This window comes from Pseudomonas sp. KK4, from assembly GCF_001984065.1.
Lineage (GTDB): Bacteria > Pseudomonadota > Gammaproteobacteria > Pseudomonadales > Pseudomonadaceae > Aquipseudomonas.
Genome location: NZ_LYVP01000007.1, coordinates 18,752 through 43,376, shown reverse-complemented (window position 1 = coordinate 43,376; position 24,625 = coordinate 18,752). Strand labels below are relative to the sequence as shown.

The 24,625-nt window shown below is 53.5% G+C and carries 24 protein-coding genes and 1 pseudogene; 10 read left to right on the top strand and 15 right to left on the bottom strand.

The genetic code is table 11. From position 1 onward, the window contains the following. Positions 1–87 precede the first annotated feature (87 nt). On the bottom strand, positions 88–447 hold the full coding sequence (locus B0W55_RS04595; RefSeq protein ID WP_077044902.1) for an MmcQ/YjbR family DNA-binding protein: 360 nt from the start codon (positions 445–447) through the stop codon (positions 88–90). Positions 448–635: 188 nt separating this feature from the next. Between B0W55_RS04595 and B0W55_RS04590 the strand changes: the two genes are divergently transcribed. Next, positions 636–1,586 carry a LysR substrate-binding domain-containing protein gene (locus B0W55_RS04590; RefSeq protein WP_077044833.1) on the top strand — a complete coding sequence of 317 codons (951 nt, stop codon included), beginning with the start codon at positions 636–638 and terminating at the stop codon, positions 1,584–1,586. 58 nt (positions 1,587–1,644) lie between these two features. On the opposite strand, the gene B0W55_RS04585 is transcribed toward B0W55_RS04590, so the two are convergent. From B0W55_RS04585 to B0W55_RS04575, 3 genes are all read right to left on the bottom strand, one after another. After that, entirely contained in the window at positions 1,645–2,985 is a 1,341-nt protein-coding gene (locus B0W55_RS04585) for an OprD family outer membrane porin (RefSeq protein WP_077044832.1), read from the bottom strand. A 26-nt stretch (positions 2,986–3,011) separates the two neighbouring features. Continuing rightward, positions 3,012–4,355 carry an OprD family outer membrane porin gene (locus B0W55_RS04580; RefSeq protein WP_077044831.1) on the bottom strand — a complete coding sequence of 448 codons (1,344 nt, stop codon included), beginning with the start codon at positions 4,353–4,355 and terminating at the stop codon, positions 3,012–3,014. A gap of 239 nt (positions 4,356–4,594) precedes the next feature. Continuing rightward, complete coding sequence (locus tag B0W55_RS04575) at positions 4,595–5,518, bottom strand: LysR family transcriptional regulator (RefSeq protein WP_077044901.1); 924 nt, start codon at positions 5,516–5,518, stop codon at positions 4,595–4,597. A 107-nt stretch (positions 5,519–5,625) separates the two neighbouring features. On the opposite strand from B0W55_RS04575, the gene B0W55_RS04570 reads away from it, so the two are divergent. The 4 genes from B0W55_RS04570 (at position 5,626) to B0W55_RS04555 (ending at position 10,918) form a co-directional block, all read left to right on the top strand. Further along, on the top strand, positions 5,626–6,381 hold the full coding sequence (locus tag B0W55_RS04570; RefSeq protein ID WP_077044830.1) for an SDR family oxidoreductase: 756 nt from the start codon (positions 5,626–5,628) through the stop codon (positions 6,379–6,381). Between the two features lie 139 nt (positions 6,382–6,520). Next, complete coding sequence (locus B0W55_RS04565; RefSeq protein WP_077044829.1) at positions 6,521–6,946, top strand: nuclear transport factor 2 family protein; 426 nt, start codon at positions 6,521–6,523, stop codon at positions 6,944–6,946. A gap of 604 nt (positions 6,947–7,550) precedes the next feature. Then, positions 7,551–7,784, top strand: a complete 234-nt coding sequence (locus B0W55_RS04560) for a DUF2790 domain-containing protein (RefSeq protein WP_077044828.1) — start codon at positions 7,551–7,553, stop codon at positions 7,782–7,784. Between the two features lie 221 nt (positions 7,785–8,005). Further along, complete coding sequence (locus tag B0W55_RS04555; protein WP_077044827.1) at positions 8,006–10,918, top strand: winged helix-turn-helix domain-containing protein; 2,913 nt, start codon at positions 8,006–8,008, stop codon at positions 10,916–10,918. Between the two features lie 20 nt (positions 10,919–10,938). On the opposite strand, the gene B0W55_RS04550 is transcribed toward B0W55_RS04555, so the two are convergent. From B0W55_RS04550 to B0W55_RS04540, 3 genes are all read right to left on the bottom strand, one after another. After that, positions 10,939–11,673: a cysteine hydrolase gene (locus B0W55_RS04550; protein ID WP_083743159.1), complete on the bottom strand. Its 735-nt coding sequence runs from the start codon at positions 11,671–11,673 to the stop codon at positions 10,939–10,941. Positions 11,674–11,787: 114 nt separating this feature from the next. Further along, complete coding sequence (locus B0W55_RS04545; RefSeq protein WP_371807251.1) at positions 11,788–12,720, bottom strand: alpha/beta fold hydrolase; 933 nt, start codon at positions 12,718–12,720, stop codon at positions 11,788–11,790. Between the two features lie 420 nt (positions 12,721–13,140). Next, positions 13,141–14,118 carry a GlxA family transcriptional regulator gene (locus B0W55_RS04540; RefSeq protein ID WP_077044824.1) on the bottom strand — a complete coding sequence of 326 codons (978 nt, stop codon included), beginning with the start codon at positions 14,116–14,118 and terminating at the stop codon, positions 13,141–13,143. 96 nt (positions 14,119–14,214) lie between these two features. Between B0W55_RS04540 and B0W55_RS04535 the strand changes: the two genes are divergently transcribed. From B0W55_RS04535 to B0W55_RS04515, 5 genes are all read left to right on the top strand, one after another. After that, entirely contained in the window at positions 14,215–14,511 is a 297-nt protein-coding gene (locus B0W55_RS04535) for a putative quinol monooxygenase (protein ID WP_077044823.1), read from the top strand. 624 nt (positions 14,512–15,135) lie between these two features. After that, positions 15,136–16,056 (top strand): LysR family transcriptional regulator, encoded by a 921-nt coding sequence (locus B0W55_RS04530; protein WP_077044822.1) that lies wholly within the window; start codon positions 15,136–15,138, stop codon positions 16,054–16,056. Then, entirely contained in the window at positions 16,056–16,967 is a 912-nt protein-coding gene (locus tag B0W55_RS04525) for a LysR family transcriptional regulator (RefSeq protein ID WP_077044821.1), read from the top strand. Before B0W55_RS04530 ends, B0W55_RS04525 begins: the two co-directional genes overlap by 1 nt. 369 nt (positions 16,968–17,336) lie before the next feature. Then, on the top strand, positions 17,337–18,023 hold the full coding sequence (locus tag B0W55_RS04520) for a glutathione S-transferase family protein (protein WP_077044820.1): 687 nt from the start codon (positions 17,337–17,339) through the stop codon (positions 18,021–18,023). A 95-nt stretch (positions 18,024–18,118) separates the two neighbouring features. Next, positions 18,119–18,661 carry a cytochrome P460 family protein gene (locus B0W55_RS04515; protein ID WP_077044819.1) on the top strand — a complete coding sequence of 181 codons (543 nt, stop codon included), beginning with the start codon at positions 18,119–18,121 and terminating at the stop codon, positions 18,659–18,661. Positions 18,662–18,768: 107 nt separating this feature from the next. Here the strand turns inward: B0W55_RS04515 and cynR are convergent, their stop codons facing one another. The 8 genes and pseudogenes from cynR to B0W55_RS04475 all read right to left on the bottom strand — a co-directional run bounded on the left by cynR (position 18,769) and on the right by B0W55_RS04475 (position 24,480). Further along, the gene (gene cynR / locus B0W55_RS04510) at positions 18,769–19,650 is read right to left on the bottom strand and encodes a transcriptional regulator CynR (RefSeq protein WP_077044818.1); all 882 of its coding nucleotides are present in this window, start codon (positions 19,648–19,650) and stop codon (positions 18,769–18,771) included. A gap of 58 nt (positions 19,651–19,708) precedes the next feature. Beyond that, positions 19,709–21,070 (bottom strand): glutathione-disulfide reductase, encoded by a 1,362-nt coding sequence (gorA, locus tag B0W55_RS04505; RefSeq protein WP_077044817.1) that lies wholly within the window; start codon positions 21,068–21,070, stop codon positions 19,709–19,711. A gap of 45 nt (positions 21,071–21,115) precedes the next feature. Further along, positions 21,116–21,346 (bottom strand): hypothetical protein, encoded by a 231-nt coding sequence (locus B0W55_RS04500; protein WP_077044816.1) that lies wholly within the window; start codon positions 21,344–21,346, stop codon positions 21,116–21,118. Between the two features lie 224 nt (positions 21,347–21,570). Then, entirely contained in the window at positions 21,571–22,206 is a 636-nt protein-coding gene (rclC, locus tag B0W55_RS04495; protein ID WP_077044815.1) for a reactive chlorine resistance membrane protein RclC, read from the bottom strand. Positions 22,207–22,268: 62 nt separating this feature from the next. Further along, positions 22,269–22,532, bottom strand: a complete 264-nt coding sequence (gene grxC, locus B0W55_RS04490) for a glutaredoxin 3 (protein WP_077044814.1) — start codon at positions 22,530–22,532, stop codon at positions 22,269–22,271. Positions 22,533–22,622: 90 nt separating this feature from the next. Next, positions 22,623–22,871, bottom strand: coding sequence for a DUF2790 domain-containing protein (locus tag B0W55_RS04485; protein WP_077044900.1), 249 nt, complete (start codon positions 22,869–22,871; stop codon positions 22,623–22,625). 112 nt (positions 22,872–22,983) lie between these two features. Continuing rightward, positions 22,984–23,322 (bottom strand): annotated as a pseudogene (locus B0W55_RS04480) (cyanate hydratase); the annotation flags it as partial. A 210-nt stretch (positions 23,323–23,532) separates the two neighbouring features. After that, positions 23,533–24,480: a LysR family transcriptional regulator gene (locus B0W55_RS04475; RefSeq protein ID WP_077044899.1), complete on the bottom strand. Its 948-nt coding sequence runs from the start codon at positions 24,478–24,480 to the stop codon at positions 23,533–23,535. Between the last annotated feature and the right edge of the window lie 145 nt (positions 24,481–24,625).

Here is a 24,625-nt window from a genome sequence, read left to right as displayed (position 1 = left end):
TCGCGATGGACGTCAACGATAACGCTTGCAACCTGACACCCGCGGCGTGCTCGGGTGCATCGCGAGCGAGCTCACTCCTACGGAAAATCAAAGCAGCAAGCCGATCTGCGTGCGCTTGGGCAGCTTACTCACCACCAGTTGATGAGAACGCTGCAGCAATCCCCGTAACTCTTGAGCCCCGAGCGGGTAGGGCGTCTCCATGATGATCCACTGCGCCCGCGCCAGATAAGGCGCCGGGTGAATGCCCGGGCGGTCGCAATGGCCGAGAAAGAGATCCTTGTCCACCTTGAACGCCAGGGAATCACCCCTCAGCCCCTGCATGGCGAACATCTTGTTCCCGGCAATCGAAAACACCCGCACGCCACCCCACTTGTAGTCCTCCCGCGCACCGGGCAACGACAGGCAAAAGGCTGCCACGTCCGCTTCATTCATGCGTCCTGCTTTCATAACGACCCCTATGTCGGCGTAGCTGATTGGTTGCCGCCCAGCCAGCCCCACCGGGGCCGATTCAGGAAATTGGACAACCCGAGCGACGAATACCAATCTGCGAACTGTTTCCCCAAGAGTGCTATGGGAAACACACCCTGTCACCTGCGATACTTCGGGCTGCGATCAAACAGTGAGTAAAGGCTTCCGTGTACGACTTCAATGATTTGTATTTCTTTGTCCAGGTCGTCGACCACAACGGATTCACCAGCGCGAGTAAAAAGCTCGACATCCCGAAATCCAAGCTGAGCCGACGTATCGCATCCTTGGAGGAGCGGCTTGGTGTGCGTCTGATCCAGCGATCGACCAGGAAATTCACGGTCACGGAGATCGGCCAGGACTACTACCGACATTGCGTGGCGATGCTCGTGGAGGCCGACGCCGCGGAGCAAGTTGTTGAGCATTCACGCTCCGAGCCCCAAGGGATTGTACGTATCAGCTGCCCGCCTGCGTTGGGGGCCATGGGCGTAAGCGACATCATCGCCGAGTTCATGGTGTTGCACCCAAAAGTCCAGGTGCACATAGACAGTACAAATCGCAGGGTCGATGTGCTGGGGGAGGGTTACGACATCGCGCTGAGGGTACGTTTCCCGCCACTGGAGGACGACAACCTGGTGATGAGAGTCCTCGGTGACAGCCATCAGAAGTTGGTGGCCCGGCCATCGTTGATCGATGGACTGTCACTCAAAACCCCCAGTGACTTGGTGCACCTGCCCAGCATGGATTTAGGCCCGCCCAACCGTGAACACCGGTGGACCTTTTTAGGAAAGAAAGACGATCGAATCGAGGTGGCCCACACGCCACGATTTGTTACCTCCGATCTTGATGCGCTGCATCGTGCCGCAATACAGGGGGTGGGCGTTGTGCAACTGCCGGAAATCATGGTGCGCCACGCAATACATGACGGACTATTGGTAGAGGTGCTCCCTGAGTTCGTGCTGCGCAGCGGCCTCATCCATGCGGTGTTCCCATCTCGTAGAGGACTGCTGCCTTCGGTCCGTGGACTGATTGATAAGTTGGCTGTGGATTTTGGGGCAAACGCTGAGGCGGACAGGATCGCTTGTGAAAAAGCAGGCAAGGCGCACCCGGCTACACGGTAGTGGTAGGTTGAAAATGCCCAGACTGTCAGTTGTTGACAGTTACGCGCCACAATCCGTACTACAGGAACGAATAGCTGTAATTGAAGATAAGTCGCGTCTGGTCCGTATCGGGTAACGCTGAACCATCACTTCGGTAAGTGCCGTGGCGCAATGTGGTCCCGAAGCCTTTCAGCGGGCCACCCTGGATGATGTAATCAATCCTCATGTCACGTTCCCACTCTTTGTGATCGCTACCACCTGCGACATCCTTGATGTCATCGCCCCTGAGGTAGGAAATTGAGGTTTTCAATCCCGGTACACCGATCTTTGCGAAGTCGTAGGAGTACTGACCAAAGTTGGTTTGTTCACCGGCCCTGGAGAAATTGCCCACAATGGCGTCTGTGAACAGGTAGAAAGCAGTGCCACCATTACCCTCTGGGCGATTGCGGCCATCGACAACGTTGCCTTGGTTGAGCCACACAAATCCACCATCGTCGCTGACGCTTTCGTGCCCTAAAAGGATGGCGTGGCCGCCCAAGCTGTAAGTAAACATCGCGCTCCACGTTTTGTTATCCACCTCTCCAGGTGTTTTCGCATATCCCCCGTTGTTGTTGAAACGGTAACCGACATCGCCGTTCTTACCGTCAGAACTGCTGTCGAAATAGCGCAGATCAGTTTTGAACGACTGCTCATCTCCCAGTGGCAGTACGTGAACCAGGCCGAGATAATGTTGCTTGTAGTAGTTTTCGAGCCGAGCGAAGTAATACTGAAACGTAAGATCCTTCGTGGCCTTCCAATCACCACCGGCAAAGCGAAAATCGTTCGAGTCTTTGGTTCCCCCTGCCAACGCCAGGCCAGTGGGGTTGCTGGTAGCACGGCCTGAAGATTGATCAATTTTACCGGCGGTCAGCGTGAGGTTATCAATCTCTTTGGAGGTCAGGATACCGCCTCCAAAGTTCTGGTAAACGAGACGTGAATCGGTAGCGACGAGTATCGGCAGATTGGGTGTGAAGATATTGCCAATACCCAGTTCCGTTTTTGAGAGACGTGCTTTCAAAGTGCCGCCCACTCTGCTCCATGAATGATCAGCGGAGCCGTCAGTGTCGCTGGGGAAGAAGGTATTTGCGTCAGGGTGATGGCCCCTGCCGCCGTCCAGGTGCACAGCCACCAGCGATGCCACGTCCACCCCAAAGCCTACTGTGCCTTGGGTAAAGCCCGATGTGAACGCGAACTTGAGTGCCGTTGCTGTTTCACGCTGGTCGAGTCCGCCGTCTCGATTGTCGTTCGAATAGTAGTACGTGCGATTGCTGACAGTAGCCTGACTGTCCTCGATGAATCCATGCGGCTTTGCATTTTCGGCATTTGCGCCAATGCAGAACCCGGAGAGTACGATCGCGGCTGGCAACGTCGTTCTTTGCATTTGAGCTCCTGACACGTCGGCGCGGGTTAGAAGAACGCGTAGCTGTAGTTGAAGATCAGACGCGTTTGATCGGTGTTGGGTATGCCCGTGTTGTCACTGCGATAGGTGCCATGGCGCAGCGTTGTACTAAAACCCTTTAGCGGGCCGTGCAGAATATTGTAGTCAATCCTCAGATCACGCTCCCATTCCGAAAGATCGCGGCCACCTCTAGGATTCTTGATGTCTTCGCCTCTCAGATACGCAACCGAAGCCTTCAGTCCCGGTACTCCCGCTTTTGCAAAGTCGTAGGAATACTGACCAAAGCTGGTCTGTTCGCCTGCACGGGAAAAGGTACCCACGACTGCTTTGGTGAATAGATAAAAGGTGGAGCCTCCATTGCCCTCGGGACGATTTCGACCATCTGTGACGTTGCCTTGATCGAGCCATACAAACCCACCCTCACCGCTTACGCCTACATGGCCCAGCATCAACGCATGGCCTCCAAGGCTGTAGGTGAACATGGCACTCCAGGTCTTGTTATCGACCTCGCCGGGGTGTTTTGCATAGCCGTTGTTATTATTGAAACGGTAACCAGGCTCCCCGTTTTTTCCGTCAGAGCTACTGTCGAAATAGCGCAGATCAGTTTTGAATGCCTGGTCTTCGCCCAGTGGCAGGACGTGAACCAGGCCAAAGAAATTCTGCTTGTAATAGTTTTCCAGTCTGGCGAAGTAGTATTGGAACATCAGTTCCTTCGTAGCCTTCCAGTCACCCCCTGCAAATCGAAAGTCGTTGGAGTCTCTGGTGCCGCCGGCAACAGCCAATCCCGTAGGGTTACTGGTAGCTCGCCCTGCAACCTGGTCAAACTTACCGGCAGTGAGCGTCAGTCCATCGAACTCTCTGGACGTGATAACGCCGCCTGCGAAGTTCTGGGAAACGAGCCGCGCATCTGTAGAAGTCAGAATCGGCAGGTTGGGTGTGAAGATATTGCCCACGGCCAAATCAGTTTTCGACCATCGGGCTTTGACATTGGCGCCCGCTCTATCCCATGAGTGAACGGCAGATCCGTCGGAGTCGCTGGGGAAAAAAGTGTTCGCATTGTCAGGGTGGTGGCCTTTGCCGCCATCGAGGTGAACAACTAGGGATGTTGACGCATCCAGTCCGAAACCCAGGGTGCCTTGAGTAAAGCCGGACAGGAAATTGAGGTTAAGTGCTGTGCCGGCCTCTCGCTGGTCAAATCCGCCATCGTGGGTGTCATTTGAGTAATACATGGTGCGAGAGCTGACGAAGGCCTGGCTGTCTTCGAGGAATCCGTGCGTCTTGGAATCAGCAGCACTGGCGTTGATGGAGACGGCAGCCACAACCATTACAGCTGGTAAGGCCTTGCTTTTCATAAAGGCTCCAAGGTGGTCGGCGCTATTGAAAAAAGCCGTCCTGGCCGTTTGAAAATCACCCTGGAAGCTGTCGCAGATGTTTTCGGGGGCAAGCTGTAAAAAGGGTAGCAGCAGCGCCTGCCTGGCAACGGAGCAGCGTCCTACCGAATGCCAAAATAGTGAATGATATTTTCAGCAAGAATGACGCCTCCAAGATCAGAGGCTGTCAGGAGGGGCAAAGGCGGGGTGGTATTTCGTGTCTAGATCGAACTTTGCAGGCGCCAGGACGGCGCTGAGAGCTTGTCAACCAGGAAGTCAGCCAGCACGTCGACTTTTGCCGGTCGCGAGTGCCCGGAAGGGGTGACAAAGTAAAGGCCTCCCTCCTGAAAATGCCATTGAGGCAGGATGACCTGAAGTCGTCCGTCGCGCAGGTATTCACTGGCGACGAATTCTGGCAGCTCAGCAATGGCGAGGCCGGACAGAACGACGGGCAGCAACGCCTCTATATTGGTGACGCGCAGAGAGCCTGAAGGCGCAACGCTGATTTCGTTGCCTGCAGCATTGCTCAATCGCCACACGTCACTTTGCGCTCTATAGGCATAGCCCAGGCAATTTCTTCCTATCAAGTCATGCGGGTGATCGGGAAGGCCATACTGCTCGACGTAGGCGGGGGAGGCCACCAGATATCGTGAAACTGGACACAGCCTTCGGGCGACCAGAGAAGAGTCGGGTAATACCGCTATTCGAATTGCAGCGTCGAAGCCTTCGCCGATCAGATCAACTGCACCATCGAACAGGTGAAGGTCGATCGAGATATCGGGGTAGTTGAGGAGAAACTCCGGAATGATTGGGGCTACCCAACGTACGCCAAATGTCATGGGGATCGCCAGGCGCACAAGCCCACGCGGGCGAGACGAAAGCTCTCTGGCAAAGCCTTCAGTCAACTCCGCATCTCGATAAAGCCGGCTGGCATTTTCGGCAATGCTGCGACCGAATTCTGTAAGGGCGAGCTGCCGAGAGGTTCGATTCAATAGACGGGCACCCAGCCTGTCTTCAAGACGGCTGACACCTCGGGAAACGGTGGCCACTGATACGCCCAAAACCCTGGCGGCGGCTGCAAAGGAACGCTCTTCCGCGACCTTGGCGAACATTGCCAACCCTTCAAAATCCGGCATCTTGGACATCAACATTTCTGCAACGATGGTTTGCAATCAATTCTATTTGGAAAGGTAGGGTTCGTCGATATTCTTTGGACATGCGCTTTTCTGGCGTTTTTTATGAGGAATATCGAATGTCACGCAAGCTTGAAGGCAAAGTTGCAATTGTCACCGGTGGGTCCACCGGAATCGGTTTGGCCACGGCCATCCGTTTCGCCCAGGAAGGCGCTCACGTCTATATCACGGGTCGGCGTCAGGCTCAGCTGGACGCTGCTGCGTTGGCCATCGGTAACAATGCGACCGCCGTACGCGTCGATTCCGCAAAGCTGGAAGAACTGGACGAGCTGTTCAGTGCGGTGAAAGTCCAACATGGTCGGGTCGATGTGCTGTTTGTAAACGCCGGCGGCGGTGAGCTGCGCAATTTGAAGGACGTCACCGAAGATCATTTCGATGATACGTTCGACCGAAACGTCAAAGGTGTGCTCTTCACAGTACAAAAATCATTGCCACTGCTGTCCAAGGGCGCTTCGGTGATTCTTACCGGATCGACCGCAGCCAGTGGCGGTACGCCAGATTTCAGCGTCTATGCAGCTTCGAAGGCCGCCGTGCGATCCTTTGCACGCAACTGGATCCTGGACTTGAAAGGCCAAGACATTCGTGTGAATTGCCTTACCCCTGGCCCGATCAAGACCCCTGGTCTGGTTGGTCTTGCCGGCCCGGACGAAGCGCATCAGCAAGGCATGCTGGACCACTTCGCTTCGCTTATTCCAATGGGCCGTGTTGGCGATCCTGATGAAATTGCCAAAGCGGCGGTATTCCTTGCCTGCGATGATTCAAGCTTTGTGAATGGCAGTGAATTGTTCGTCGATGGCGGTATTGCACAGATCTGATTGTGTGAAGACTGGGAAAGCGCAAGTTTTCCCGGTTTTTATGTAATCTACATCGATAGGGTCATGGTGGAGAAATTTGATTATCCAGGGTGTATGACTACGATGATCCTATGCTGCAATAACCTGACCGGGTGCCGAGATGATAAGTGCAAATGATAGTAACGAGCTGATTGATATTACCAAGCTCTACTTTGGTAAGGCTGATGCTGGTGATCCATCTATTCTGGAACTGTTCAGTGATGATGTTCAGCTGTTTTTTCCAAAGTTTGGTACTCGCACAGGAAAGGAACAAGTTGTCGCTTTTGTTCAAGGGCTGATGAGTAAATTAGATAGCCTGAAACACGATGTTGACACCTATAACTACATTGCGAGCGGGCGGATAGTCGTTGTAGAAGGTACCGAGAGTGGTGTCGCGAAGAACGGTGAACATTGGCCGGTTGCCGGGCGTTCCGAAGGCAGATTTTGCAACGTGTTCGAGTTTACGGGCACTTTGATTTCACGTCTCCACATCTACGTCGATCCTGATTTTTCAGGCCAAGATGATGCCAGGTTTTACTGGGGTTGACGGCCAGCACCCGCAGTGTACGGCACATTGAAAAAATAGCGTGCCCGCTGACAAGGCAGCCCCGAGTCATTCAGTGCACGGGCTTTTTATGCTGAACCAGCAAATGTTATTTTCAATGAAAATAGTTTTCATGCGGCCATCGGTCCGTCAACAACTATGGTGATGTTCCGATTTCTAGAACAATGGCGGTCAGTTGTTCTGCGTGGTGCACTGCAATTTGACTCCCCTCACTGTAAGCAGCAATTGCGATATGGGTGTTGTCGATTATTTTGCGGTATGGATTAATCAAGTTGATGACGGTGTGGAAGGCGATAAAACGATACCTTCTGTCGCCAATTGTTTATTCGCATTACTCATTCGCTGGCACTTATTAAATACGAGCTAACCTGTTACTGAAGGTGAATTGAAAGTGAGTGAAGCAGCTTGGCAGACTTTCATGACACCTATGGCTACTCCTCTGTGCAGGGTTTGATCGGAAAGAGGCAGCGGCCATTCAGTGCTCGAAGCTGTTTTGCTGGCGATTGCTCTGGTTGATCGAGGAGCAGCTACACCGGTCGCTTCGAGCTATTGGCTAGCACTGTCGAATCTGACTCGAGGACATTCCATGAAGATTTTGATTGCTCTTTTCTTGACCATTGCTGCCAGTGGCGCGTTTGCTGAAAGTGACAGGCAGGCACCTCGCACTGGCGTTCCGACGGATGTGGCAAAAGTAATCAGCGTGACCGACATCAGGTTTGCCTGTGGGGTCGTACCTGTCGAGATGGTCTATCAAGACTCCCAAGGCAGGCGGCGTGTGGCAACGTATCTGGAGGAAGGGGGAGGGTGCCAGACCAATTAGGGGGCGGCTCAAGCACTGTCAGTCCTCTGCGGTTGGGCCTGGCCATCGTCCGACAACGAGAGACCGGCGCAGAAAACGCCGCTTCAATACTCTGCCAGGCCTACACTGCATGTGGGTTGTCTGCACCGATGGACCTGATAAAACGCGCGCTTTGAGCTGGAGTCACGGAAGCGACAGAATGAGTTGCCCACGTACGTTCATTCTTCACCAGTGTGTGAATCATGACCAATCCCGTAAAAAGCTCTACGGGGGCGCAGCGCCCTCACGCAATCACGTTCTGCCAGTTCCAGCTGTTCCCGTCCCAGAGGTTACTGCTCAGAAACGGAGAACACGTCGAGCTGGGTAGCCGAGCTTTAGACGTGCTCATTGCTCTCGTCGCCCATGCTGGTGAAGTGATTACCACCCGCGACCTCGTCCAGATGGTGTGGAAGGGTGTGGTAGTGGATGAGAGTTGCATACGTGTCCATATTTCTGCCTTGCGCAAAGCGTTGTCGTGCCCGGAAACCGATACGAGCTATGTCGTCAATATTCCGGGCCGCGGCTATAGCTTTGTGGCCCCCGTCATTCTTGCTCCGCTCGATGTCGACAATGCGACCACGATCGAGTCGATACCGGCTGGCGAGTTACCGCCCCGTCTTGCGCGCATGGTAGGTCGGGACGACACCGTGCAGGCAATCTCGGACCTGATCAGGCAGCACCGTTTTGTCACTATCAGCGGTCTTGGAGGGATGGGTAAGACCACGGTGGCGATAACGGTTGCTCACCAGTTCAGGTCGCAATTTGAAGGCATGGTCATTTTTCTGGATCTGAGCGCCATTACAGATTCCAGGATGCTGCCTGGAACTCTCGCGGCCGCGGTGGGCGTGCAGTACCAGGAAGCCGAGCCGTTGCAAACGTTGGTGGGTCTCATACGAGATATGCGTTTGTTGGTCGTGTTCGATAGTTGTGACCATGTTATCGATGCAGTGGCTTGTCTGGCAGAAACGCTGTTTGGGCAGGCAGAACATACCCACATTTTAGTGACCAGCCGAGAACCGTTACGAGCGGAAGGTGAGCATATCTACCGATTGGGTTCTCTGGCCTGTCCACCCGATGAAGCGCAGCTGACAGCCACTGAAGCCATGACCTTCTCGGCAGTGCAATTGTTCGTTGAGCGCGTCGCTCATAATCAAAGTGCGTATACCCTCAGCGATAAGGATGTGCCGGTGGTGGCTCACATCTGCCGAAAACTCGACGGCATCGCGCTCGCCATTGAACTGGGCGCGGGCCAGGTTCCAGCCTACGGAATTCAGGGCATCGCTGAACTGCTCGAAAATCGCTTCAGCCTGTTTTGGGAAGGGCGTCGCAACGCCATGTCCCGGCACCAGACGCTGAACGCAATGATCGATTGGAGCTACGATCTCTTATCCGCAAACGAGGCCATGGTGTTACGCCGGTTATCCGTCCTGACTGGCAAATTCTCCCTGGAGGTTGCAACGCAAGTGGTAGCGCCTCAAGGCCATGAGATGATGGTTATCGATGCGATAGGTCGATTGGTGACGAAGTCGTTGGTCTTGGCCGAAAGTAGTAATTGCTTGATGTGCTACCGACTTCCCTACACGACCCGGGCTTACGCGCTTGAGAAATTACATGATGCGGGTGAGTTTGACTCGACAACCGAACGCCACGCTGTCTACCTCGTCTCACTGCTGGATCGTCTCAATGTACAGGGCGAAGCGCTTCCGGATTACGAGCGTATCCAGCGTTACATCGAATATCTGGGAAACATCTGCGCGACGCTCGATTGGACTTTCTCGGCGTCAGGGAATCTTTCTCTTGGTATTCGCCTTGCTGCCTCTTCGGCGCCATTGTTCCTGGGTTTGTCCATGCTCGACGAGTGTCGTCGATGGAGTGGACGAGCGCTCGCCGCCGGGGTATGTCGGCCCAATGGTCTCCCTCAGGAAACTGTTTGGCAGGAGGCGCACGCCATCTCCACCATGTTCGCTCTAGGAACGCCCCATAGCGCGAACGCGTCGAGCGGCATGAGTCAGGTATTTGACCAGAACCTGGGCGACACCCTTCGCCAGCTCAGATTGTTGGGTGGGTCAAGCAACCCCCTCACGTGGAGTGCGGAACAGGAATTCCAATCCTCGACTCTTCAGGCAATGACGCTCAGTGATCAAATCACCGATCCTAAAGGTATTGCCATGATGCAATGGAAGCTGGGCGACGCTCATCAATACGCCATCCAACATCAATCGCCGGTGCAGGATTCTCGTGCCAGTTGGAATCTGTATTCGTCGCCCTCGGCAGGTGACGATTTCTCGTTCAGCTACGACTACCGTGTCCGAGCGTTGTCATCTCTGGCCAGGATTTCGTGGTTGCGCGGATACCCGGATCAGGCGGTTCAGCTCGGTCGACAAGCGCTCCATCGTGCAAATCATCTGCGCCATCCTGCAACCACTTGCCTGGCGCTTATCTATGTGTCCACGGTATTTCTCTGGACGGGTGACTGGAGTGCCGCCCGGCAGACAATTGACCAGCTCAACTCGGTTGCCAAGCTCAACTGCTTCGAGCCAGAGTTGGCAGTAGGGCTTGGCCTCGAAGGCATTCTTTTGCATTCCCAAGGCAGTGTTGAGGCCGGTATTGAGCAATTGAATGGTTGCCTGAGCCTGCTGAGCGTTGAGAACCACCAAGTCCTGGCTACGATGTTCATCAGATGTCTGGCCGAAGGTTTCGCTGCTACAGGCAGGTTTGATAACGCGCTGCAAATCGTTTGTGGTGCAATGGAGATGATTGAAAACATTGGCGAGACCTTCGATACCCCGGAAATCCTGCGAATCGCCGCGGACCTCTATGCCGCTCGTCCGGACCCAGACTTTGAGCTGGCCGAACAATATCTGAATCGGTCGCTGGCCTGTGCCCAGCGGCAATCGGCGTTGGCTTGGGAGTTACGCACGGCGACTTCGTTGACAAGGCTGCAACTGAAGCAAGGTCGCAATGACGAGGCTGGACAATTGCTGCTTACGGTTTTCGGAAAATTCTCTGAGGGCTATGACACCCGGGATATGCGTGTAGCTCGAGTGCTATTGGAGTCATTGTGCCTGCGCAGTGGGGCGAGTGATGAAGAGATCCTGCCACAGGGTTCAACGTAACCCCGTGGCAGGTTTTTTGCCTAAGCCTTGCCTTCCATCATTGCGACCACTTCATCAGTAGTCCACACGGCATTTGCCATGAAGCGGTAGTTGATGATCGCCGCCATGTATCCGTCACCCTCAGGTAACTTCGGCCCTGCCACGGCGTCTCGTACCACTGCGACCTCGAACCCCTGTTCAAGCAGTTCACGCATGTGAGATTCCACGCAGAGGTTCGCCAGCATGCCGGTCAGGATGACTTGATCGACAAGTTGTTTACGCAGCTGCAGGTTAAGGTCGTTCACCTGTGGCCCGTACAGCTTGTGGGGTGAGCAGAGAAACGTCTTGCCGTCCATGATGTAGGGTTTGAACTCCGGCATGAAATCGCTTCCTGAATTTTCAAATGCCGCCACGTCCAGCTCGTTTTTGCGATCATCAAAAAGCTTCATATCGTGTTGCATGGCCTCGACCGGGGCCTGAATTTTCCAGTGATGGTCAGTGCCCCAGTACCAATGCGGCGAGATCGCGACGGTCATGTTGGCTGCCTTGGCCGCTTTGAACAGGCGCAGGAGATTGGGGACCAGATTCTGCTCCGTAACGCTTTCGCCGGTCATGGGCCAGGCCTTGCCTTTAGGGCTCATGAAATCGATTTGCGGGTCGATGACCACCAGGGCCGTACGCGAAAGGTCGAGCTTCATCGTCGACTTCGGTAATGCCGGATTCTTGGGAGCAGCATACTTTTCGAGATTCGATTGCGCAGGCTTGTCCGCTGCCATGGCAGACGGAATCGCACTGGCCGCCACGGCAGCGGCAGCTCCCATGACAAATGAGCGTCTGCCGATTGGAAGGAATTTTTCAGACATGATGTCTCTCCACATAATTTACGACGTTCAGCTATGAAGGAATGCCAGTAAATCCTTGTTGAGTTGTTCCCTGTGGGTCTCAGTCAGACCATGGGGCGCGCCTGCATATACCTTGAGGGTTGCGCCAGGGACCAACTTTTTGGAGGCTCTGCCAGCAGCATCGATAGGCACAATCTGATCGTCGTCCCCATGGACGATGAGCGTCGGTTTATCGAATTTTTTGAGGTCTTCGGTGAAGTCTGTTTCCGAAAACGCCTTGATTGAATCGAACGTGTTTTTGAAACCGCCGACCATCCCCTGTCTCCACCAGGAATCAATCATGCCTTGGGACGTTTTCGCTCCAGGCCGGTTGAATCCATAGAAGGGGCCTGCCGGGATATCTTTGAACAGTTGCGAGCGGTCCGCGATCATCCCCGCACGGATACCGTCAAAGACATCAATCGGTAATCCTCCAGGGTTTGCGGGCGTTTTAAGCATCAGGGGAGGCACTGACGAAATCAGGCAAATCTTCGAAACGCGAGCAGTACCGTGGCGCCCTACATATCGCGCTACTTCACCACCGCCGGTGGAAAAACCCATGATGGTGACGTTCTTGAGATTCAGTGTATTGATGACAGTGGCAAGGTCATCGGCGTAGTGATCCATATCATTGCCGTCCCAAGGCTGGCTTGAGCGGCCATGACCGCGTCGGTCGTGTGCGACGACTCGAAAGCCCTGGGATGCGAGGAAGAAGGCTTGCCCATCCCAGCTGTCGGAATCGAGAGGCCAGCCATGGCTGAGTGTCACGACCGGGCCGTTTCTGGGACCCCAATCTTTGTAATAGAGCACCACACCTTCACTGGTCGTAATGGTATTGGATGTCATGGCATGGGATCCCGATTCAGATTTTGATGGCGAGGCAGTTTGTGCCTGTGCCGCTTTGGGTAACATTGATACCAGGGCCACGCCTATCCCTGTCATTACAAGGCCGCGGCGTATGGCTGCATCCTGAGAAAGCACGGATTTGTCTGTCATTTTCTGCTCCGAGTGCCTGGCTATGCGATCAATTGTTCTTGATGTTGATCTTGGTAATGATTGGCGGTCGGATAGGACTATGGGCGCGGGGGCATCGGGATTCGAGTTAAGAGATGTGAAACGGTGTTATGAAGTGCTAATGGCGAAGATAATGATATTTTAAAAGTAGCTGTGACTAGTTTGGCTTTATTTATTTTAGATGGTGAGCGGGTTGCTGCAGAGCGCCCTTCGGGAAGCGGGATTTATACATTGAAAAGCAAGATGGGATTTGTTTGACAGAGCAGAAATGCTGACGTGATTTGATGGTTGAAAGTGCTGTTGGAAGCAGATGCCCAATGACTGTTAATCATGGGCATCTGGCATCATTCATAGCACTGCAACGTGCGTAGCGCGTTGGCGCAGCTCGCGTATTCCTTGTCCAAGTTTGCGGCGCAGTAAAGATCGCAGCGTTGTACCGTCGGCATAACCGACGCGGCTGGCAATCTGTTCGACGCTGCAGTCAGTTGTCTGCAACAGATGCACCGCGTAATCAACGCGTAAGTCCTGAAACCACGCCAGGGGAGACTTGCCCAGAACTTGTTGAATACGTCGAACAAGAGTGCGTTCACTCACGCCGATGGTGGCGGCCGCCGCGGCCGCTGAAAAACCGGACTCAAGATGGTCGCGTGCCCATTGCTCAAAGCGCTGGACGATGGGGTCCGTGTGAGCAATGTGATCGGGAATGATGAATGCAGCTTGTGATGGTCTCGTCTCGATAAGCAGGTAGCGAGCACATAGCGCAGCAAGCGTGGGACTTTGACGACTGATTACGTGCAGACCCAGGTCGAAGTGGGCCATCGCGGCGCCCGCGGTTACAAAAGGATCTGAGCAGACGAGCATCCGCTCTTCATCGAGAATCACAAGAGGATAACGGTGACGGAAGAATGCTGACAGCCACCAGGACGTAGTAGCGCTATGACCGTTCAGCAGCCCGGCTTCTGCCACTACGAATGTACCCGTACAAGCCGCAGCAATTGTCGCGCCGGCTTGTGACCAACACTTCAACCACTGCCCGGCTTGCACGACGTCGGGTTGTTCGAGGGCTCTGGTGAGTCCTTCCGGCATCTTGGAGGACAAGGCGGGTACCAACACCAGATCGGGTTGGGGTAACTCTGCGGCAAGGCGCACCGGCACGCTAAGATTTTGGCCTGTGCGCACCTCGGGTCTGACCCCCACGATTGTCACATCCAACATTTTTTTGGTCGGCTCTTCTGCGGCCAGTTCAGTGGCTGTTCCGAGCACGTCCATAAAGGCGGCCAGGCCGAGATCAAAAACACCCTCAAGGGCTAAGATATAAATTCTCATGGCGGAAACGATACCTTTGTTGTCGGCCCCGCCACTATACGGCGGATTCCAGCGTTCCTACACTGGAATCACCAACCACCGGTATAGGAATCGAAGATGGTCAGCGTAGCCCTGTTTGTAGAAATGAAAGCCAAGCCAGGCAAGGAATCGGAGGTTGACGATTTTCTGAGAAGCGCTTTGCCACTGGCAAACGCGGAGACAGGTACCACCGCCTGGTTCGCGCTGAAAATGAGCACTTCGGTTTTTGGTATTTTTGATGCCTTTGCCAACGATAAGGATCGCGATGCTCATCTGAACGGTCCCATTGCCCAAGCGTTGATGTCCAAAGCCGGCTATTTGCTGTCCGAGCCACCGTCGATCCAGAAAGTAGATGTGTTGGCAGCCAAAGCTTGAATCCTAGGATCAGGACGAGATTGCGCCCGGGATGGGGAAGTCTGATTTCCCCCTGTCTCACGCATTGATACCCCATGGCGTCGGCTTAAAGTCGCTGGATCGGGGAGGTAATTACAAAAAGTTCTTAGGGAATGACCAATCATTTCGTCAGATGAAATACTGGATTGTATTTATTGGTGATTCCGATGTTTCTGAGAAACGAGGACAATGCTGTGAGCGAAAGCTTGAGCGCCGAGTCGCACTCAAATAATTTTGGAGTACGTGATGTCCCAGACAGCGATCAAACTTTACCGCCCTCCCAAATCCGATCGATATCACTGTGTCGTAAAAATGCCCTTTTTGGTTATCCTCTCGTCCTCGAGTGGCTAACCACTGTTTATTCACTTGCGCAGTTTGTGAATGTACAGCGCCAGGAAAAAGTTGATGAAAAGCACGATTGGAATAGCAGAAGTTGGCCGCACGTCATATGGCAAACTTTCATGTTAGTAAAAATATTCCAGGGACTGTCAGCCTTCCATTCTATTGATTAAATACGTGCGGCTGCGGCGGATGACGACTCGTGGGCGTGGTGCGTTGTGCACATCACGGTGGAAATTTGCTGTCCTTTTTCAGGTTGGGGCATATATGGATCGCTTTCAGGAAATGCAAGTATTCACGGCGGTTGCCGAAGAAGAAGGGTTTGCAGCCGCAGCCCGTCGACTCAATATTTCTCCACCGAGTGTGACGCGCGTGATCGCGGCAATGGAAGAGCGAATCGGTACCCAGCTGTTGGCGAGAACTACACGAAGCTTGCATCTTACCGAGGCGGGACAGCGATACCTGGAGGATTGTCGCAGGATCTTGGGCGAGGTGGGTGAGGCTGAGGAAGCTGCCGCCGGTAGTTATTCCTTGCCTTGCGGGCATTTGACCGTGACGGCATCTGTATTGTTCGGAGAGCTCTATATCGCACCGCTCTTGGCGCAATACCTGGATCGTTATCCCTCGGTCCATCTCAGTGCGTTGCTCGTCGACCGTGTTACGAGCATTGCTGATGAGGGGATCGACGTTGCAATCAGGATTGGACATGTACAAGAGGCAACACTGCACACCATCAAAGTGGGTGAGGTGCGCCAGGTAATATGTGGTGCACCCAGCTATTTTGATCGTTACGGAAGACCGGGTCATCCAGGCGAGCTCAGTACCGCCAATATCGTCATGTCGTCTGCGAGTCATCTGCTTAGCGATTGGCAATTTGTCAATGAGGGCAATGACCTGAGTTTTCGTTTTGAACCGCGTCTGGTGGTAACCGCCAATCAGGCTGCCATCAATATTGCGTCTCAGGGGTGGGGTGTCACACGAGTACTGTCCTACCAGGTGGCAAGTCAAGTCGCCGCAGGCGCATTGGAGATCGTCCTTCAGGATTACGAACCTCCCGCACTGCCCATTCAAGTCGTTTACCAGAAGAGTAACCGGGTACCCGCGAAGGTCAGAACGTTTGTGGAGTTTCTCACCGAGCGACTGGGCAGCGATACCGCCCTTAAAGCAGGCATCGAAGGTACGACGTAATGGACCGCTACCATGAGATGGTCATGTTCGAGGCGCTGTCCGACAGGCCCAGTCTCGCGGCGGCAGCCCGTCGCCTTAAAGTGTCTGGCCCTACTGTTGTACGCGCTGTTGCGCGGCTGGAAGCACGTCTAGGCGTGTCATTGCTGCAGCGAAGTACGCAAGGGGTTGTTTTGACAAAGGCGGGGGAAGCGTTCATGGCGGACTGCTCCCACATTCTGCAAGAGATCGAGATAGCAGAAGCGTCGGCAAAGGGGTTGCATGTTGAAGCCCAGGGTAACCTGACGGTTTTGCTACCGCTGTTGTTCAGCCGCTATGTCATGACGCCGCTTCTGGCGGGCTATATGGATCTGTACCCGGACATCAAGTTATTCACCCACTACCATGATCGTTTTCCGAACATGAATGATGAGGCGTTGGATATAGCGGTGCTGATCGGGAATTTACCTAACTCATCATTGATCGCTCGACCGGTTGGGTACGTGCGTTCGATCGTCTGTGGGAGCCCTGAGTACCTCCAGGTTCACGGTGAGCCGTGCAGTCCGGACGATCTCAGGCAACACCGGTTGGTTGGCACACAGGCCTTTCGCAATAGCGTCCAGTGGGACTTTCAAAGTCAGGGCCTGCAGAGCAGCATCAGAGCACGGACCCGTCTGAGCTGCGCGACGGTACAGGCGGCGATTAGTGCGACGGCTCACGGAGCGGGCATCACTCGCTGTTTGAGTTACCCGTTGTACGATTACCTCAACAGCGGATGTTTGCAGCGAATTCTGCAACCCTTTGAGCTTCCTTCCTTGCCTGTCCATGTCGTTTACAGAGAAAGGCGTAAAGCCTCAATGAGGTTGCGCAGTTTTGTCGATCACATGGTAGATGGCCTGCGGGAGCACCCGGCCATGCAACCAGACGCGGTTTGAAGGCGCGGGTGCGTCTTGCGCCCGAGTTTACATTTAACTTCAAGGGCTCAGACGGTGAGCGCGCACCTCAAGTGTTGCGAGTGATCCAGGGATCGGAAAAGCGTATCGCCATTTCGCTTGATGGAATATTGGATTCCATTTTTTGGTCGTTCACTCAGCTGTTTTTAAAGCGGAGTATGGTTTGCGGCGCTCATGGACATTCCTATCTTTGCGTGGAGGCGGCACCGTATGAAAAGCGTACTCACGCTGTTTGCCATGGGGGTCGAGTCTCTGGCATGGCGGCGTTTGCCGAAATGCCCGGTTGGGCAAGTTTTCACCTGAGTTTGGGCGTCCAATTCAGCATGTGTCGTTTTGGAAGAGGGCAAAGCAATGACCAAACAATCCAGCGCCACGCAATATTATTACTGGCCAACGGCCAATGGTCAGAAGGTTGCCATTTTTCTGGAGGAGTCAGGTCGCCCGTATACCATCCACCCCGTCAATATTACCAAGGGAGAGCAATTTACCGCCGAGTACACGCGCATTTCTCCCGACCAACGCATACCCGCATTGGTTGACGCCGAAGCCGGTGTATCGGTGTTTGAGTCAGGTGCAATTTTGTTGTACCTCGCCCAGCGCCGGCGACAATTTCTGCCTCAAGACGTCAAGGGTGCAGCTGAAGTCCTCCAGTGGTTATTTTGGCAGGCCGCAAGCCTGGGCCCGATATTGGGACAGACGGTCTTTTTCCTTAACTATGCTTCAGAGCATTCATCGCTTGCACAGGCCCGTTTCAGCAAAGAAACCGAGCGCTTGTACAGGGTGCTTGAGAAGCAGCTGTCTGAACTGCCGTTTGTGGCTGGAGACTATTCAATTGCCGATATGGCGATCTACCCATGGGTTGTTATCCATGCAAAACAGGGGATAACCCTCGCGGATTACCCCCACATTGTGGCCTGGATGAAGAAGATTGGGGAGCGACCTGCGGTTATTCGGGCTTACGCAAAAGGGGAGGAGATTCGCCCATCGTCCCAAGCCGAAGACGAGAGACGGAAACTGAACGGGCTTGCTCCGCTTTGAGGGTTGCATTCAATGCTTTCATCGCCTCGCAATTAATATCGGCGCTATTTGTTACCCGGAAATAGCCGTATGGCGCCCTACCTGGAGCAATTGTGATGACTCGCAAATTCGCCGCTTTACCTGTAACCGCCAGCATCGTCGGTATGCTATTGAGCCTTTCGAATCTTGCCCAGGCTGATTCAACACCTGGTGCAGACGCGCAGGGATCACCTGTATTCGGCGTGACGCTTCCTCCAGGCTATCGCAACTGGCAGTTCGTCAGCATTGCTCATGAGGAGGGTGAGAAGCCGGACATCCGCGTTATCTTGGGTAATGACATTGCCATGAAGGCGTACAGGGAAGGAACGCTGCCATTTCCAGATGGCACGATCATCGCCAGGTTGGCTTACAAGTACGAATCCTCTGCACAAAATAATGCCGTGTTTGGTAGAGACCAGTCTTTCGTCGCGGGAGAGCCGACGAACGTTCAGATCGAGGTCAAAGACTCTAAACGCTACGCAAGCACAGGTGGGTGGGGATACGGGCAGTTTGAAAATGGAAAGCCAAACCCCAGTGAAAAAATCATTAATGGTTGCTTTGCCTGCCACACAAAATTGCCGCCTGAGACCGATCTGATTTTCACCAGGTATTCTCAGTGATTGCAGATCACTCGTTCAGAAAAGCCTTTCTCCATCTGGCAATGTACATCCGATGCGTACAGATCCGTGTTGCCTTGCGGAACTCGATACAAGGCAGTTATCGGGCACTATTTTCCCAGGGTTCCCAGCACCAACCCCACGAAAGCCACTGACGCCGCATTGTGGTAATTATTTTTGCGCCGTAGCAGCGACGCTCCTCGATGAGGTGCCTTGTCTTTCATCTCAAGCTTGTGCAGTGCGCGATCTTGCGTGGCGATGGGTTCTGGAAGAATGGTGGCAACCCCCGTGTGACGGATGACCTCCAGCAATGTGTTTACCGAGTTCACCTCAATCACCACTTTGGGGGTGATCTTCGCTTTGGTGAAGTACTCATCGATACAGACCCGGGTAGCGAAATCCGGAGTCAATAACGCAAAATCCAATTCAGTCACTTGTTCTGTCGTCAACGCTGTCCGGCATTCGTACAGCGGATGTTCGCGCCCGACCATCAGTGCCAAGGTTTCGACAAATGCGGGAATTGCTTCGAGATCGGAATTCCTGAAATGGTCAAACGCAATGGCGATATCCAGTGAGTCATCGGCAAGCCCCATCTCAATGTCGTCCATCGACAGCTCGAAAATTTCCAGATGGATATTCGGGAATCTGGCGGCGTAGTCACGAACGATGGGGCCCACGAGATACGCCATGAACGTCGGGGTCATGGCCAGCCTCAGGGTGCCGCGGGATAAATCTTTCACATCGTGCAATGCCCGCTTTCCCGCTGCCAGTTCTACGAGCACGCGGCGTGCACATTCGATATACGCCTGCCCGGCATCCGTGGGCGTCACTGTTCGCGAAGTACGGTCGAACAGCACAACGCCAAGCGTTTCCTCCAACTGGCGAATCTGTTGTGACAGGGTAGGTTGAGATACGTGGAGAGCCTCGGCCGCCCGCGTGAAGCCGCCGTTATCAGCGACGGCTAACAGATAACGCAAATGTCGTAGCAGCATCGCATGTGTCACTCGTGGATGAGGCAGATACCCAGCATTTCGTATTCAAGCCAGGCACTCAAGAAGCCATGACCGGATTACGTAACGTGACGAACTCTTCAGCTGAGGTCGGATGCACGCCTATGGTTTCATCGAACAGGCGTTTGGTTGCACCCGCTTTGAGGGCGATCGCCAAGCCTTGGATGATTTCTCCCGCGTCAGGGCCGACCATATGCACTCCCAATACTTTATCAGTACGAGCATCTACCACCATTTTCATGAGTGTCTTTTCCGTAGAGTCGGTCAACGTCAACTTCATCGGACGAAAACGACTTTCGAAAATGGTCACGGTATAGCCGTCAGCGATTGCTTGCTCTTGGGTCAGGCCCACCGTACCAATGCTTGGCTGGCTGAACACCGCGGTCGGGATGTGTCGGTAGTCGACCGGGCGAAACTGCTCAGGCTTGAACAAGCGACGAGCGATGGCCGAGCCCTGCGCCGTTGCGACAGGCGTCAACTGCACGCCACCAATTACATCGCCCAGGGCCAGGATAGAAGGTTCGCGTGTTTCGAAATTTTCGTTTACCGAGATGTATCCGGCATCGTTGAGCTCTACAAAGGTGTTTTCCAACCCCAAGTTGTCGAGCATGGGGCGTCGACCTGTGGCGTAAAAAACACTGTCGGTTTCCAACTGACGGCCGTCCTTGAGTGTCGCGAGCAGGCTCCCGTCAGATTGCTTGTCGATCTGGACGATGTCCGAATTGAACTCCAGGCGTACGCCGTTTTTGGTGAGTTCTTGCGCCAAATGGTTGCGCACTGATTGATCGAATCCTCTCAGGAACAGATCACCGCGGTATAGCAGCCGCGTCTCAGAGCCCAGGCCGTTGAAAATGCCGGCAAACTCGACGGCGATGTAACCTCCGCCCACCACCAGCACCCGCTTTGGTAGATGCTTGAGGAAAAACGCCTCATTGGACGTGATTGCATGCTCACGTCCAGGGATGTCAGGTATCTGCGGCCAGCCACCTGTTGCAATCAAAATTTGTTTGGCGCTAAAGCGCTTGCCATTGACCTCGACATGATGGGCGTCGGTCAGGCGCGCATGGCCCTCAAATAGCGTGACACCACTGTTGCTCAACAGCTTGCGATAGATACCGTTGAGTCTTTCGATCTCACGATTCTTGTTTGCAATAAGAGTTTCCCAGTCGAACTGCGCGTCTGCGATTCTCCAACCAAACCCTTTGGCCTGTTCGAAATCCTCTGAAAAGTGGGCGCCGTATACGAGCAGCTTTTTCGGTACGCACCCCACATTTACGCAAGTGCCACCTAAATAGCGACTTTCAGCAACCGCCACTTTGGCGCCAAAGTCTGCAGAAAAACGAGCCGCCCGTACGCCGCCTGAGCCTGCACCTATAACAAACAGATCGAAATCGTAAGTCATCTTAGTTCCCTGATGGGGTTGTACAGCGCTAGGTTATTGAATGTGTCAAGGGGCAATACGGCGCTTCAGTGCGTGCATAAGCCGGTTGAACAGATACGAGGGCCTGGCGTTATGCATGAGCTGATGGCAGTTCGTTTTTTGCCACGAAACTCCAGACGGCATGGCATGAATCATCATCAATTGCGGTAGCAAGAAACTACTTTCGTATTCATGCGCGGGGATGCCGGGTTTATCCGCATCCTTATCCATGCAATGACGGAACGTGTTGTCGAACATTTCGAAACTCCTGAAAAGGAGATCTCTGAAGAAACGAACGAGCAGGTTTCTTCATTTTCCCCTCATGATGGGTTTAAGAGAAGGCGCAAAAGTCTGATGACTCCATTCAGTTGAATGAAACAATCCCGTGACGGCCGGTAGTTGCGGCGGCACCTGTTTTCACCAGGGGCACGCCATTTCATTTATCGACCAACGGTTTACTCAGAGGAAGGTCAGTTGGCTGGTTATGGCAACCCGATCCATTGTTGCATGGGCTCTTTTGACGCAGGGCATCTGCTGATCTGGGGAATGGGGCGCAAGAGCTTACGTGCCGAATCCGCGATCATGACTACCGCTCCTGCAAGCATCAGCAAATCTTTGAGCACCAGCCTCCCTCCACCGGACAGGTAGGGAAACCCATATTGGGCATCACCGATATTCGACACCCAAGCCTCTGGTGTCGTAATCAAAAAAGACAACGTAACAACGGGAGTCAGGAAGGCGAGTACTGCACCCACCATGCCCATTCGGCGTGAGAACGCATAGGAAAGCACCATCAAACCGATGAGGATTTCAACGATGCCTAGTCCATCGGAAAACGCGTAGGTGTGATTTCGCGTTTGCCATTCGCGTTTTACGGGGTCGAGCTGACCCTCATGAGTCAGGTGTTCTTTGTATTCGGTTGGATGCTCGTAGAAAAATGACATGACTGGGCTGTTAGCCACGAATGGTGTGATGCTATCCGCTTCATACGGGACAAATTTTAACGCACCAATCCAGATGAAAACGACAGCGACAGCTATTCGAATGAGGTGAACGCCTAAACTATCCAGCGTACTGGCTTTTTGAAGCACCGATTTAAATGAAGATGGGTAACTCATGGTTAAAACCCTCTGGTGGGCTTGCGTGAAAAGGAGTCAAAATAAGCAATTACCAAGTTCTCTCAACATGCCACGCGCGAGTTGAGTGCTTCCTTCAGTCCGCTTTCCTCTTCAAGTTGAGCCAGGTCGTCGTACCCACCCACATGCCAATTTCCGAAAAAAATCTGCGGTACTGTCCGACGGCCGCTGCGATTGATCATTTCGACTCGTTTATCTACCGAAGTCACTTCTATCTCGTTAAATGGAATGCCTTTTCTGGCAAGCAAATGTCTCGCAGCCTGGCAATACGGGCAGGTGGGTGTGGCGTACAGGGTGACAGTAAGCATGGCTGTTGCTCCAAGTATGTAAGTTGAGTGGCGGGTGGAATAACTGAGCCGCCGAATCACAAGCGATGGTGGAATTGTCGGGTAGTGGATTTAGTTGGAGCACCCAGTGCCCATTACACTGTATCCAAGTATGTGAACTTCGCCGTGAGAGTCTTTGTAGGTTATCTGTGCCAGGGTGGGCCAGCACACATCAGCAATAGGCGCCATATTGACCACTTGGGATATATCCAAATGCATTCCGTAGTCATATGAGACAACGTCGGGCGAGGCTGGCGTTTGTTCAGCATAGGCCGACAATGAAACGACGCCGGCCAAGACGAGAAGTAACCTGTTTTTCATGAGCATACCCTCCAATTAACGTTGGTGTTTAGTCAGGACCGAATCAAGTCATGTAATGCGCTATAGCAATAGATGGAGAGATTAAAGATATTGATCAGGCCGCCGCAGAATGCTCATGAGCCAGAACCTTAAGTGTTGAGTCGCAAATCTTAACCATCTCATCGAATGAATTGACTGTTGGATCACGGGGCACGTTCGAGAAGTTGCCACGTGACGGTAGGGCTTGAAGAAGAGCCACCATCTCCGCATCCAGTTCCAATTTCTCGCCAATCACCTTGGCGGCCTTTTCTGACAGGGGCTGTTGGCCGAGCAATGCTGCTGTCACATAAGCCAGTCCCAGGCCAGTGTTATCCGCCAGTTCTTGCCAGGACAGTTTTTTGCTGGCCTTGGCCTCAAGAATTTCAGTGGTCAGAGCGATGCTGATTTCGTTGTAGACGCGAAACTGTCTCATGACGTTATCTCCAGGAAAGTCTATGCAACTGATGTTGTTATCAAGCATCGCTCAGGTATTAACCCATCATCGTCCAGTCTTTCGATAACATCCAAGATCGATATGCAATCCGTTGTATAGGTTGTGCCTATGTGCGTGCGTTCAGTGACTATTGCTAATGAACATCCATATGGGCCATTTATTGGCAGGTATTTGATGACTCAGGCACCGTTATGCAGCTGCTTTTTGGAGGCTTAGTTTGCTGACGGAGCCGTTTCTGTCGGACAGGTGATGGCAGACGCGGGAACGAAGCCAGCGCTCGCCCGGGTCGTTGTCCAGCGTTCCACTCCAGGCCAGCGATAGATCCAGGGCAGGGATACTCATTGGAACCGGATCCATTCGCAGACCGCCTTGTTTTGTCATGGCTGCGGCGACGTACTCCGGTACAACTGCGATCATGTCAGTGTCTTCAAGAAGTGTTTTGAGGGCGCTGTATTGGGGAACAGCCAACACGACTTGGCGTTGGCGCCCCATGGAGTTCAACGTCCGGTCAATGCAGTCGGTCAATTCGCCATTCAGAGAAATGGAGACATGTGGGCGTTTGCAGTACTCGTCCAAGTCGAATGGTGCGCAGATCGAACGGGAACTCAACACGGTCGGGTAGATACCACGAAGGAATTTTCGTTTTGCATTGGCCGGGAGTTCGCGGCTGTGACAAACACCCAGCGATACCTCTCCAGTCGAAAGTTGATCGGACATCATGGTGTGATCGGTACGGCGCACTACGAAACTGACTTTTGGCGCCTCCATGCGCAGTTGACGCAGCAACCCTGGCAACAAAGAGTATTCAACATCATCCGACAGGCCGATCCGGAACACGGCATGGCTGGTCAGGGGATCGAACTCGCTGATGTGGCTGAGTGCGACGACCATGTTGTCCAATGCAGGCGTCAGGCTTTGATGGATTTCAAACGCTCTGCTCGTTGGCTCCATGGTCCTGCCCATTCTGATGAAAAGCGGATCATTGAAGTATTGACGCAACCGATTGAGAGAAGCGCTGATGGAAGGCTGCCCAAGAAACAGTTTTTCTCCGGCACGGGTAAGGTTGCGTTCGTGCATCAGAGTTTCGAATACGATCAGAAGGCTGAAGTCGATTTTACGAAGATCATTTCTGTTCATTATCATCACCGTTTGGGCGGGTAGCCTCAACATGCGAAAAATGGGTGCAAGTGGCTGAGTTTGCAGTTTTAGCCTGTGGCGCTTTGTTCGATGGCTTGTATGTAGAGTAGGGTTTCGGGCCCTGATAAACACTTCTACATAAGGG